Below are 12,841 nucleotides of genomic sequence, written 5' to 3' on the forward strand. Positions count from 1 at the left end.
TACCTACGGCAGCACCCCAACACTGAATCGGGTCCACGGAGGGACAGCACATGCGACAACGCGGTTTTACCCTGATCGAACTGCTGCTCGGGCTGATCGTGAGCAGCATCCTGGCGCACCTGGCGGTGCCCAATTTCAAGCACCTGCTGGCGTCCCAGCAACGACAAAGTGCCGCACAATCGCTGGCGAGCGCGCTGCGCTTTACACGCACGCAAGCCATTGCACGCAACCAGGCGGTGGTGATTCACGCACGCGAAGACGACTGGAGCCAGGGTTGGCGGGTGATAGTGGATGTGAGTGGACGCGGCCATCTGGACGACGACAACCCGGTGCTGCTGGAGCGCCAGGACAGCGGGCAAGTAGCGATCGTGGGCAATGGGCCGGTCAAGAGCCAGGTTCGCTTCAGCGGGTTGGGTGAACCGGTATTTTCAGGTGGGGGATTCCGCGCCGGTACCGTGCACGTGTGCGCCACGGACGAGGTTCAGAGCCTGCACCAGATAGTGCTGGCCCCCAGCGGGCGCATCAGCCTGCGCAGCGACAGGGCCGAGCAGGCGTTGTGCCGGAGCTACTCCGGCACCCTGGCATTCAGAGCAGCGAGCGAACCCGCAGCTCCTTGGGCATGGAGAAAGTGATGTTCTCTTCACGACCAGCCAATTCATCCGCGCCGGTAGCGCCCCAGGCGTGCAACTGCTGGATAACTCCGCGCACCAGCACTTCCGGGGCCGAAGCGCCCGCAGTGATACCAATTCGCTCGACGCCATCGAACCAGCTGCGCTGCATGTCCTCGGCACCGTCGATCAGGTACGCCGGTGTCGCCATGCGCTCAGCCAACTCGCGCAGGCGGTTGGAGTTGGAGCTGTTAGGGCTGCCGACCACCAGCACGACGTCGCACTCATTGGCCAGTTGCTTGACCGCATCCTGGCGATTCTGGGTGGCGTAGCAGATGTCGTCCTTGCGTGGCCCGCCAATGGCCGGAAAGCGGCTGCGCAGCGCGTCGATCACGCGACTGGTATCGTCCATGGACAAGGTGGTCTGGGTCACGAAGGCCAAACGCTCGGGGTTGCGCACCTGCAGGTTGGCGACGTCTTTCTCGTCTTCCACCAGGTAGATGGCGCCGCCGTTGCTGGCGTCGTACTGCCCCATGGTGCCTTCGACTTCAGGGTGCCCGGCGTGGCCGATGAGGATGCATTCACGGCCGTCACGGCTGTAGCGCGCGACCTCGATATGCACCTTGGTGACCAGTGGGCAGGTGGCATCGAATACTTTCAGGCCACGGCCTGCCGCTTCGGTACGCACCGCCTGGGAAACACCGTGGGCGCTGAAGATGACGATAACGTCGTCCGGCACCTGGTCCAGCTCTTCGACGAAGATGGCACCGCGCGCGCGCAGGTCTTCGACCACGAATTTGTTGTGGACGACTTCATGGCGCACGTAAATCGGCGGCCCGAAGACTTCCAGGGCGCGATTGACGATTTCGATCGCCCGGTCCACGCCGGCGCAGAAGCCACGCGGGTTGGCGAGTTTGATTTGCATGCTGTGCCTCGTGTCTTTGTAGGAGCTGGCTTGCCTGCGATGCAGTCGACTCGGGTAGAAGGCAAACCGAGTGGATGCAATCGCAGGCAAACCAGCTCCTACAGGAACCGGTTTTGTCGGTCAGATTGCTTTAACGTCGATGATTTCAACGTCGAACGTCAAGGTTTTACCGGCCAACGGGTGGTTGAAGTCGATGGTCACTTGCGCGTCATCGAAGGTTTTGACCACACCTGGCAGCTCGGTATTCGCCGCGTCGTTGAAGATCACCAACAGGCCTTCCGACAGGTCCATGTCCTGGAACTGCGAACGCGGGATGATCTGCACGTTTTGCGGGTTGGGCTGGCCAAAAGCGTTTTCCGGCAGGATCTGCAGGGTGCGCTTGTCGCCGGCCTTGAAACCGAACAGGGCGGCTTCAAAACCCGGCAGCAGATTGCCGTCGCCGACCTTGAAGGTCGCCGGGGCTTTGTCGAACGTACTGTCGACCGTGTCGCCATTCTCCAGGCGCAGTGCGAAATGCAAAGTGACTTCCGTGTTCTGGCCGATGCGTTGCTCAGCCAATACCTGATCAGTCATTGACGGTCTCTCCGGTTTTCTTGCTCTTGAACATATCCAACGCCAGCATGATTGCACCGACGGTGATGGCGCTGTCGGCGAAGTTGAATGCCGGGAAATACCAGCGGTTCTGCCAATGCACCAGAATGAAGTCGATCACATGGCCCAGGGCAATGCGGTCGTACAGGTTGCCGAGCGCGCCACCCAGCACCAGCGCCAGGGCGATGGCGAGCCAGGTGTCATCGCGGCCAAGGCGTTTGAGCCAGACCACCAGCACCGCACTGACCACCACGGCGATCAGGGCAAACAGCCAGCGCTGCCAGCCGCCACTGTCAGCCAGGAAGCTGAAAGCGGCGCCGGTGTTGTAGGCCAAGGTCCAGCTGAAGTAATCCGGGATCACCACGATCTGCTGGAACATCTCCAGCGAGCCTTCGAAATGAGCCTTGCTGACTTGGTCGATGACCAGGACCAGCACGCTCAGTACGAGCCAGCCCAGACGTCCGAAACGACTGGCGTTAGGCATAGTGGCGAACCTCGCCAGTACCGCTGATGTTATCCACGCAACGGCCGCAGATTTCCGGATGCTCAGGGTTCACGCCGACATCTTCACGGCAGTGCCAGCAACGGGCGCACTTGGGGAAGGCCGACTTGACGACTTTGAGCTTGAGGCCCGGCACTTCAGTGGCCACGGCATCGGCCGGCGCCTGGGCAAAAGGTGCCAGGCTCGCGGTCGAGGTGATCAGCACGAAGCGCAGCTCGTTGCTCAGTTTGGCCAGGTCAGCGGTCAGGCCTTCCTCGGCAAACAGGGTGACTTCGGCTTGCAGGTTGCCACCCACGGCCTTGGCCGCACGCTGCACTTCCAGCTCCTTGTTCACCGCAACCTTCACGGCCATCACGCCTTCCCAGTACTCACGGCCCAGTTCGAAGTCGGCCGGCAGTTCGGTCAGGCCTTCGTACCAGGTGTTGAGCATCACCGATTCGTTACGCTCGCCCGGCAGGTATTGCCACAGTTCGTCGGCGGTGAAGGCCAGGATCGGTGCGATCCAGCGCACCAGCGCTTCGGAGATGTGATACAGCGCGGTCTGCGCCGAACGGCGGGCCTTGCTGTTGGCGCCGGTGGTGTACTGGCGGTCCTTGATGATGTCGAGGTAGAAACCACCCAGCTCCTGCACGCAGAAGTTGTGGATCTTCGAGTAGACGTTCCAGAAGCGGTATTCGCCGTAGTGCTCCTGCAACTCGCGTTGCAGCAACAGGGTACGGTCCACGGCCCAACGGTCCAGGGCGAGCATGTCCTCGGCCGGCAGGATGTCGGTGGCCGGGTTGAAACCGGTCAGGTTCGACAGCAGGAAGCGTGCGGTATTACGGATCCGGCGGTAGGCATCGGCGCTACGCTGCAGGATCTGGTCCGACACGGCGATTTCGCCCGAGTAGTCGGTCGACGCGACCCACAGGCGCATGATGTCGGCGCCCAGGGTGTCGTTGATCTTTTTCGGCTCGATCACGTTCTTCAGCGACTTGGACATCTTGCGACCCGTCTCGTCGACGGTGAAGCCGTGGGTCAGCAATTCGCGATACGGTGCGTGGTTGTCGATGGCGCAACCCGTCAGCAACGAGGAGTGGAACCAGCCACGGTGTTGGTCCGAGCCTTCCAGGTACAGGTCGGCGCGCGGGCCGCTCGCGTGGCCCATCGGGTGCGAGCCGCGCAGCACGTGCCAGTGGGTGGTACCCGAATCGAACCAGACGTCGAGGGTGTCGCTGATCTTGTCGTACAGCGGCGCTTCGTCGCCCAGCAGTTCGGCAGCGTCCAGCTTGAACCAGGCTTCAATGCCTTCCTGTTCAACGCGCTGGGCCACTTCTTCCATCAGTTCGACGGTACGCGGATGCAGCTCGCCGCTTTCCTTGTTGAGGAAAAACGGGATTGGCACGCCCCAGTTACGCTGGCGGGAGATGCACCAGTCCGGGCGGTTGGCGATCATCGAGTGCAGGCGCGCCTGGCCCCAGGCCGGGACGAACTTGGTGTCTTCGATGGCTTTGAGCGAACGCACACGCAGGGTGTCGCCGCTGGTCGGCTCTTTGTCCATGCCGATAAACCACTGCGCGGTGGCGCGGTAGATCAGCGGAGTCTTGTGGCGCCAGCAGTGCATGTAGCTGTGCTTGATGGTGTCGGTCTGCATCAGCGCACCGACTTCGCGCAGCTTGTCGATGATCGGCTGGTCGGCCTTGAAGATGAACTGGCCGCCGAAGAACTCGAGCGAAGGCACGTAGACGCCGTTGCTTTGCACCGGGTTGATGATGTCGTCGTTGACCAGGCCGTATTTCTTGCAGATGACAAAGTCGTCCACGCCATACGCTGGCGAGCAGTGAACAATGCCAGTACCCGAACCCAGTTCGACGTAGTCAGCCAGGTACACCGGCGACAGGCGGTCATAGAACGGGTGACGGAAATTGATCAGCTCCAGCGCGGAGCCAGTGGTGGTGGCGATCACCGCACCTTGCAGCTCATAACGCGCCAGGCAGGCCTCGACCATTTCCTCGGCCAGCACCAGCAGGCGATCACCGACGTCCACCAGGGCGTAGGTGAATTCCGGGTGCACGTTCAGCGCCTGGTTGGCCGGGATGGTCCACGGCGTGGTGGTCCAGATCACGATGGCTGCGGGCTTGCTCAGGCTTGCCAGGCCAAAGGCCTCGGCCAGCTTGGCGTCGTCGGCAATCGGGAAGGCCACGTCGATGGTCGAGGACTTCTTGTCTTCGTACTCGACTTCCGCTTCAGCCAGGGCCGAGCCGCAGTCGAAACACCAGTTCACCGGCTTGAGGCCCTTGAACACGAAACCGCCCTTGACGATTTCGGCCAAGGCACGGATTTCACCGGCCTCGTTCTTGAAGTTCATGGTCTTGTACGGGTTGTCCCACTCGCCGAGCACGCCCAGGCGGATGAATTCGGACTTCTGCCCTTCGATCTGCTCGGTGGCGTAGGCACGGCACAGTTCGCGGGTTTTATCCGCGCCCAGGTTCTTGCCGTAGGTCACTTCGACTTTGTGTTCGATCGGCAGGCCGTGGCAGTCCCAGCCAGGGACATACGGCGCGTCGAAACCGGAAAGGGTTTTCGAGCGCAGGATCATGTCCTTGAGAATCTTGTTCAGCGCATGACCGATGTGAATCGTGCCGTTGGCATAAGGAGGGCCGTCGTGCAGGACGAACTTCGGACGATCCTTGCCAATTTCGCGCAACTTTCCGTACAGGCCAATACTGTCCCAGCGCTGCAGGATCTGCGGTTCGCGCTGTGGCAGGCCGGCCTTCATTGGGAAGGCGGTGTCCGGAAGGTTTAGCGTGGCTTTATAGTCGGTCATTTAAGGCTCTTCGGTTAGCGATGGGCGCTAGGTGCGGCTAGTGCACGGGCGGCGGCGACATCCGCATTGATCGCCGTTTTCAACGCCTCAAGCGAGGCGAAACGCTGCTCTTCACGCAGCTTCTGGTGGAAAACCACCGTCAAACGCCGGTCATACAAATCACCGGCAAAATCCAAAAGATGAACTTCCAGGTGGGCCTTGCCATCACCTGCAACCGTGGGCCTGACGCCTATGTTGGCGACTCCTGGCCACGATTGGCCATCGATGTCGACGCTCACCAGGTAAACCCCGGTCAGCGGCACACGACGGCGCTTGAGTTGCACGTTGGCGGTTGGCGTGCCCAATTGGCGCGCCAGCTTCTGGCCGTGCAGTACCCGTCCGGCAATGCGGAACGGGCGACCGAGCAAACGCTCGGCCAGGGCGAAGTCGGCAGCGGCCAGGGCATTACGCACCTGGGTGCTGCTCACGCGCAGGCCGTCCAACTCGACGGTTTGCGCGGCTTCGACGGTGAAACCCTGGGTGATACCGGCGTGTTGCAGGAAATCGAAATCGCCGACGCGGTCGCAGCCGAAACGGAAGTCGTCACCGACCTCCAGGTGCTGCACGCCCAGGCCATCGACAAGGATCCGGTCGACGAACTCGGCAGCGCTGAGGCTCTGCAAACGCTGGTTGAAGGCCAGGCACAGGACGCGATCCACGCCTTCTTCGGCCAGCAATTGCAGTTTGTCCCGCAGGCGGGCCAGACGGGCCGGCGCCGTTTCGGGGGTAAAGTATTCCCGCGGCTGTGGCTCAAAAATCACCACGCAGCTGGGCACGCCCAACTCGACCGCACGCTCGCGCAGCCTGGCCAGGATAGCCTGGTGGCCACGGTGAACACCGTCAAAGTTGCCAATAGTGGCGACGCAGCCCCGATGCTGGGGGCGCAGGTTGTGGAGACCTCGAACCAGCTGCATAACGCGCTTCTTGCTCATAAAGTGGTCGATTATAACCACACCCGGCCCCGGACGACAGGCAACAGCGCAGGCCAAATGGATCGAATCGATAAAACAACCGTTTTATCGCGGCAAACGCTCTATCCGAGGGACTTGCGATTGAAATCCCGCAGGCGGAAGCCCTGCAGCAGCAACATCCCGAAGTACACCACCACGCCCGCCACCACCAGAACGCCCAGGCGCATGAAGCGCTCCAGCATATGGCCTTCGTCCCAGGCCGGCATAAAGTGCATCAGCCCGAGCAACACCGCCGACATCGCCGCCACTGCCACCAGCAACTTGAGGGCAAACATGCCCCAGCCTGGCTGTGGTTGGAACATCTGCTGTTTGCGCAGCTGGTAAAACAGCAGGCCCGCATTGATGCAGGCGCCGGCGCTGATCGCCAGGGCGAGGCCGGCGTGGGCCAGCGGGCCGATAAACACCAGGTTGAGCAGTTGCGTGACGACCAGCGTGAAAATCGCGATCTTCACCGGCGTGCGGATGTTCTGCTGGGCATAGAAGCCCGGCGCCAGCACCTTGATCACAATGATCCCGAGCAGCCCGACGGAGTAGGCAATCAGCGCGCGCTGGGTCATCAAGGCGTCATGGGCATCGAACTGACCGTACTGGAACAACGACACGGTGAGCGGCTCGGCCAGGATCCCCAGCGCCAGGGAGCACGGCAGCACCAGCACAAAGCACAGGCGCAGGCCCCAATCGAGGATCCGCGAGTATTCCTGACGGTCCTTGCTCGCATAGGTGCGCGCCAGCGTGGGCAACAGGATCGTGCCAAGGGCCACGCCAAGTACGCCGGACGGCAGCTCCATCAGGCGGTCGGCGTAGTACATCCAGGATACCGAGCCCGAGACCAGCAGCGAGGCGAATGCGGTGTTGATGATCAAGGAGATCTGGCTGACCGACACGCCGAGGATCGCCGGCAGCATGTTGCGCATCACCCGCCATACGCCGGTGTCCTTGAGGTTCAGGCGCGGCAAGACGAGCATGCCGATTTTTTTCAGGTGTGGCAGCTGGTAGAGCAATTGCGCCAGGCCACCCGCCAGTACGGCCCACCCGAGGGCCATCACCGGTGGATCGAAGTACGGCGTGAGGAACAGCGCGAAGATGATCATGCTGACGTTGAGCAACGTCGGTACAAAGGCCGGCACCGAGAAGCGGTTCCAGGTATTGAGGATCGCCCCGGCCAGGGACGACAACGAGATCAGCAATATATAAGGAAAGGTCACGCGCAGCAGATCGGTGGTCAGCGCGAATTTTTCCGGGGTGTTGGCGAAGCCCGGCGCGGTAGCCCAGATCACCCAGGGCGCGGCGAGCATGCCGGCGATCGTCACCAGCATCAGCACCAGGGTCAGCAGGCCCGAGACGTAGGCAATAAAGGTGCGGGTCGCCTCCTCGCCCTGCTGGGTCTTGTATTCGGCCAGGATCGGCACGAATGCCTGGGAAAACGCACCTTCGGCGAAGATACGCCGCAGCAGGTTCGGCAACTTGAAGGCAATAAAGAAGGCATCCGTGGCCATGCTGGCGCCAAAAATGCGCGCCAGCAGGGTGTCACGCACAAACCCCAATACCCGGGAGATCATCGTGATAGAGCTGACGGCAGCCAACGATTTGAGCAGATTCATTGAAAGAGTTTGCGCCTATAGATAAAGAGCAGGCGAACTGTGCGCCTACTTATGCGATACTGCGCGCCTGCAACAGCACAGAGCCAAAGCTCGCGAGTTTACAGGTCAAGCGCCGGAAATAAATCACCCGCCTCTTCAGATCGACCACTCAGCAGTTCGCATCAGCCGCCCTTGACAACCCATCAAGTCATCGGCATGATTCGCGGCCTATTTTGTTTGCTATTTCCTAAAAAGTCTTTCGAGGAGCTCGACGGTGGCCAACACACCTTCCGCCAAAAAACGTGCAAAACAGGCTGAGAAGCGTCGCAGCCACAACGCCAGCCTGCGTTCCATGGTTCGTACCTACATCAAGAATGTAGTTAAGGCCATCGACACCAAAGACGCTGAAAAAGCCCAAGCTGCTTACGTTCTGGCCGTGCCAGTTATCGACCGTATGGCCGATAAAGGCATCATCCACAAGAACAAGGCCGCTCGCCATAAGAGCCGCCTGAATGGCCACATCAAGGCTCTGAGCGTCGCTGCTGCAGCCTAAGTGGTAACAACTGCAACGCAACCCCGGTTGCGAAACAGTTAAGAAATGCCCCGAACCGAAAGGTCCGGGGCATTTTTGTTTGTGCGGTTTTTTTGTTTGTGCGGGCTTTTTGTGGTGAGCGGGCTTGCCCCGCGTTGGGTTGCGTAGCGGCCCCAAAACCAGAGGACGCGGCCCCGCTGAAGGAATGCGGTGATCTCAATGGGGCCGCTGCGCAGCCCAACGCGGGGCAAGCCCGCTCACCACAAAAGCCTGGTGCATAAAGAGTCCGCTGGAGCAAACAGCTGCGCTCGACTGGATTTTCAGGCACAAAAAAAAACGCCCCGAACCAGTCGGGGCGTTTTGCTACCTATTGATCAAACATCAATCAATGGTGGTGACCGCCTTCACCGTGGACGTGGCCGTGAGCCACTTCTTCCTGGGAAGCGTCGCGGATGGCAACGATCTTCACTTGGAAGTTCAGGCGCTGGCCAGCCAGAGGGTGGTTGCCGTCGACGGTTACGTCGTCGCCGTCCAGGTCACGGATGGTGACGATCTGCATTTGGCCGTCCGGCGCGGAAGCGTGGAACTGCATGCCCACTTCCAACTCATCCACACCTTCGAACATGCTGCGGCTCAGGGTGCTGACCAGTTCGGCGGAGTATTCGCCGTAGGCATCTTCAGGTTCTACGGCAACGGTCAGTTCATCACCGACGTTCTTGCCTTCCAGCGCCTTTTCCAGGCCCGGGATGATGTTACCTGCGCCTTGCAGGTAGACCAGCGGCGCGCCGCCGGCGGAGCTGTCGATGACCTCACCAGCGTCGTTGGTCAGGGTATAGTCGATGGAGACAGCCTTGTTAGCGGCGATCGTCATGGGGCGAGACCTTTTGCATAAGAATGAAGAACGGACAAGTCTAAACAAGGATTTGTCCGAAAGCGAACAGAACCCGGACGGACGGGACCGATCAACGGTCGCGACGATCACCGGATTCCACCAGGATGATGACCAGCACTGGGTTGCCGAGCTGTCTTGTGGCCATACCCAGCACCTGCGCCACCAGCCGCCCTGGCAGTCCCGCGCCTGGGTGCTGGAGCCCGCGCAACGCCTGGAAAAAATAGGCCAGCCCTTTGCCTGCGGCTGGTGTGCGCAAGTGCGCGAATAACGATAACCTTGGCGCCTGATTCCCGGTAGGCACTCACGCATAGAGCGCCACCGAAGCCATGCACCTCCAGAGAATTCGCATGCAGACTTTTTTTATCGCGCCCACCGATTTTGGTGTGGGTCTGACCTCCATCAGCCTTGGGCTGGTGCGTACCCTCGAGCGGGCCGGGCTGAAAGTCGGTTTCTTCAAGCCGATTGCCCAGCCACACCCCGGCGACACCGGGCCCGAACGCTCCACCGAACTGATCGCCCGCACCCACGGCTTGAAGCCGCCGCAACCGCTGGGCCTGGCCCACGTCGAGCGCATGCTCGGCGACGGCCAACTCGACGAACTGCTCGAAGAGATCATCACCCTGTATCAACAGGCCGCCGTCGGTAAGGACGTGCTGATCGTCGAAGGCATGGTGCCGACCCGCAGCGCCAGCTATGCCGCGCGGGTCAACCTGCACCTGGCCAAGAGCCTGGACGCGGAAGTGATCCTGGTCTCGGCCCCGGAAAACGAAGTGCTCACCGAACTCTCCGGCCGCGTGGAACTGCAGGCCCAGCTGTTCGGCGGCCCGAAAGACCCGAAAGTGCTGGGCGTGATCCTCAACAAAGTGCGCACCGATGAAAGCATGGAGGCCTTTTCAGCACGCCTGAAAGAGCATTCGCCGTTGTTGCGCAGCGGCGATTTCCGCCTGCTCGGCTGCATCCCCTACCAACCCGAACTCAACGCGCCGCGTACCCGCGACGTCGCCGACCTGATGGGCGCGCAGATCCTCAATGCCGGTGATTACGAAACCCGGCGCATGACCAAGATCATCATCTGCGCGCGCACCATGCGCAACACCGTGGAGCTGCTCAAGCCGGGCGTGCTGGTGGTAACGCCGGGCGACCGTGACGACATCATCCTCGCCGTGAGCCTGGCCGCGATCAACGGCGTGCCGCTGGCCGGCCTGCTGCTGACCAGCGACACCCTGCCCGACCCGCGCATCATGGAGCTGTGCCGCGGCGCGTTCCAGGCCGGGCTGCCGGTGCTGTCGGTGAGCACCGGTTCCTACGACACGGCCAACCAGCTCAACAGCCTGAACAAGGAAATCCCCATCGATGACCGCGAGCGCGCGGAAATCATCACCGATTTCGTCGCCAGCCACCTCGATGCGCGCTGGCTGCACCAGCGCTGCGGCACGCCACGGGAAATGCGCCTGTCGCCGGCGGTGTTCCGCTACCAGTTGATCCAGCGTGCCCAGGCCGCGAACAAGCGCATCGTCTTGCCCGAAGGCAGCGAACCACTGACCGTTCAGGCTGCGGCCATCTGCCAGGCGCGTGGCATCGCACGCTGCGTGCTGCTGGCCAAGCCGGCGGATGTGGAAGCCGTCGCCCGCGCCCAGGGCATCGAATTGCCCGAAGGCCTGGAGATTCTCGACCCGGATCTGATTCGTCAACGCTACGTCGAGCCGATGGTTGCCCTGCGCAAGAGCAAGAGCCTCAACGCGCCGATGGCCGAGCAGCAGCTGGAAGATACCGTGGTGATCGCCACCATGATGCTTGCATTGGATGAGGTCGACGGCCTGGTTTCCGGGGTTATCCACTCCACGGCCAACACCATCCGCCCCGCCCTGCAGTTGATCAAGACCGCACCGGGTTGCACGCTGGTGTCGTCGGTATTCTTCATGCTGTTCCCCGAGCAGGTGCTGGTGTACGGCGACTGCGTGATGAACCCGCACCCCAGCGCCGCCGAGCTGGCGGAAATCGCCCTGCAAAGCGCCGATTCGGCCGCCGCCTTTGGCATTACTCCGCGCGTGGCGATGATCAGCTACTCCAGCGGCGACTCGGCGAGCGGTGAGGAAGTGGAGAAGGTCCGCGAAGCCACCCTCCTCGCCCATGAACAGCAAAGCTCGCTGCTGATCGACGGCCCGTTGCAGTACGACGCCGCCGCCAACGAAAACGTCGCCCGCCAACTGGCGCCCGACAGCCTGGTCGCCGGCAAGGCCACCGTGTTCGTGTTCCCGGACCTCAACACCGGCAACACCACCCACAAGGCCGTGCAACGCAGCGCCGATTGCGTCAGCCTGGGGCCGATGCTCCAGGGCCTGCGCAAACCGGTCAACGACCTGCCTCGCGGCGCCCAGGTCGACGACATCGTGTACACCATCGCGCTGACTGCGATCCAAGCCGCCAACCGACCTATGGATATCTAAATGCTGGATTTTCTACCTGCCGCCGTACGCGGGGTGATCGCGTCCCTGCTGTTGGCGCTGAACACGATCCTGCTGTGTTCGTTCCTGTTTATCGTGGCGCTGTTCAAGGCGCTGCCGTTTGCCAAGCGCTTCAGCGAATGGCTGATGAACCAGACCCACGAGGCCTGGATCAGTAACAACAACGCCTGGATGACCCTGGTGCGACGCACCCGCTGGCACATCAAAGGCCTTGAGGGCCTGGACTATCAGCACTCGTACCTGGTGACGAGCAACCACCAGAGCTGGGTCGACATCATGGTGCTGCAATACGTGCTCAATCGACGGATTCGCCCGCTGAAGTTCTTCCTCAAGCAGGAGCTGATCTGGGTGCCGGTGATCGGCCTCGCCTGGTGGTCGCTGGGCTTCCCGTTCATGAAGCGCTACACCAAGGCGTACCTGGAAAAGCACCCGGAGAAGAAAGGCAAGGACCTGGAAACCACCCGCAAGACCTGTGCGAAGTTTCGCGACAACCCGGTGGGCATTTTCAACTTCGCTGAAGGCACGCGCTTTACCCCCGGCAAGCATGCGCAGCAGAAATCGCCGTTCCGTTACCTGCTCAAGCCCAAGGCTGGTGGTATCGCGTTTGTGCTGGATGCGATGGGTGAGCAGCTGAAGTCACTGGTCAACGTGACCATTCACTACCCTGCCGGGCGCCCAGGCTATTGGGATTTACTCTGCGGGAATGTGAAAGACGTGGTCGTGCAGTTCGAAGAAGTGCAGATTCCGGCCGAGTTCATTGGCAAGAATTATGAGCAGGATGGCGAGTATCGGTTGGCGTTTCAGGGGTGGATCAACCGGTTGTGGGAAGAGAAGGACCAGTTGTTGGAGAAACTGCACACAGAATTCCCAGGCAAAAGATGATCAACCTGTGGGAGCTGGCTTGCCTGCGATAGCGGTGGGTCAATTACT

General features: G+C 61.3%; 12 protein-coding genes. 5 read left to right on the forward strand and 7 right to left on the reverse strand.

The window, feature by feature from the left end; all coding sequences use genetic code 11:
* Positions 1-50: 50 nt before the first annotated feature.
* Positions 51-632 carry a GspH/FimT family pseudopilin gene (locus QMX97_RS04545; protein ID WP_282396205.1) on the forward strand — a complete coding sequence of 194 codons (582 nt, stop codon included), beginning with the start codon at positions 51-53 and terminating at the stop codon, positions 630-632.
* On the opposite strand, the gene ispH is transcribed toward QMX97_RS04545, so the two are convergent.
* From ispH to murJ, 6 genes are all read right to left on the reverse strand, one after another.
* The gene (gene ispH / locus QMX97_RS04550) at positions 586-1,533 is read right to left on the reverse strand and encodes a 4-hydroxy-3-methylbut-2-enyl diphosphate reductase (RefSeq protein ID WP_065900550.1); all 948 of its coding nucleotides are present in this window, start codon (positions 1,531-1,533) and stop codon (positions 586-588) included. The two genes, QMX97_RS04545 and ispH, sit on opposite strands and share 47 nt — an antisense overlap.
* Positions 1,534-1,653: 120 nt before the next feature.
* Positions 1,654-2,091: an FKBP-type peptidyl-prolyl cis-trans isomerase gene (fkpB, locus tag QMX97_RS04555; protein WP_173390393.1), complete on the reverse strand. Its 438-nt coding sequence runs from the start codon at positions 2,089-2,091 to the stop codon at positions 1,654-1,656.
* 7 nt (positions 2,092-2,098) lie between these two features.
* Positions 2,099-2,608 (reverse strand): signal peptidase II, encoded by a 510-nt coding sequence (gene lspA / locus QMX97_RS04560; protein ID WP_065900545.1) that lies wholly within the window; start codon positions 2,606-2,608, stop codon positions 2,099-2,101.
* Positions 2,601-5,432, reverse strand: coding sequence for an isoleucine--tRNA ligase (ileS, locus tag QMX97_RS04565; RefSeq protein WP_282396211.1), 2,832 nt, complete (start codon positions 5,430-5,432; stop codon positions 2,601-2,603). The genes lspA and ileS overlap by 8 nt, the downstream gene beginning before the upstream one ends.
* 14 nt (positions 5,433-5,446) lie before the next feature.
* Positions 5,447-6,385 (reverse strand): bifunctional riboflavin kinase/FAD synthetase, encoded by a 939-nt coding sequence (gene ribF, locus QMX97_RS04570; protein ID WP_065900541.1) that lies wholly within the window; start codon positions 6,383-6,385, stop codon positions 5,447-5,449.
* Positions 6,386-6,504: 119 nt separating this feature from the next.
* The gene (gene murJ / locus QMX97_RS04575) at positions 6,505-8,043 is read right to left on the reverse strand and encodes a murein biosynthesis integral membrane protein MurJ (protein ID WP_065900539.1); all 1,539 of its coding nucleotides are present in this window, start codon (positions 8,041-8,043) and stop codon (positions 6,505-6,507) included.
* A gap of 253 nt (positions 8,044-8,296) precedes the next feature.
* On the opposite strand from murJ, the gene rpsT reads away from it, so the two are divergent.
* The gene (rpsT, locus tag QMX97_RS04580; RefSeq protein WP_016976313.1) at positions 8,297-8,575 is read left to right on the forward strand and encodes a 30S ribosomal protein S20; all 279 of its coding nucleotides are present in this window, start codon (positions 8,297-8,299) and stop codon (positions 8,573-8,575) included.
* A gap of 364 nt (positions 8,576-8,939) precedes the next feature.
* Here rpsT and QMX97_RS04585 read toward each other — a convergent pair whose 3' ends face one another.
* On the reverse strand, positions 8,940-9,425 hold the full coding sequence (locus QMX97_RS04585) for a peptidylprolyl isomerase (protein WP_003188398.1): 486 nt from the start codon (positions 9,423-9,425) through the stop codon (positions 8,940-8,942).
* Here QMX97_RS04585 and QMX97_RS04590 point away from each other — a divergent pair.
* From QMX97_RS04590 to QMX97_RS04600, 3 genes are all read left to right on the forward strand, one after another.
* A complete protein-coding gene (locus QMX97_RS04590; protein WP_282396283.1) occupies positions 9,424-9,714 on the forward strand; it encodes a DUF3565 domain-containing protein in 291 nt (96 codons plus the stop codon). The genes QMX97_RS04585 and QMX97_RS04590 overlap by 2 nt on opposite strands.
* A gap of 79 nt (positions 9,715-9,793) precedes the next feature.
* Positions 9,794-11,893, forward strand: coding sequence for a phosphate acetyltransferase (gene pta / locus QMX97_RS04595; protein ID WP_065900536.1), 2,100 nt, complete (start codon positions 9,794-9,796; stop codon positions 11,891-11,893).
* A complete protein-coding gene (locus QMX97_RS04600) occupies positions 11,894-12,793 on the forward strand; it encodes an acyltransferase (protein ID WP_282396215.1) in 900 nt (299 codons plus the stop codon). It abuts the gene before it with no gap.
* Positions 12,794-12,841 lie beyond the last annotated feature (48 nt).

The sequence above is a fragment of the Pseudomonas sp. PS01298 genome (assembly GCF_029959745.1).
In the GTDB taxonomy this organism is placed as follows: domain Bacteria; phylum Pseudomonadota; class Gammaproteobacteria; order Pseudomonadales; family Pseudomonadaceae; genus Aquipseudomonas; species Aquipseudomonas aylmerensis.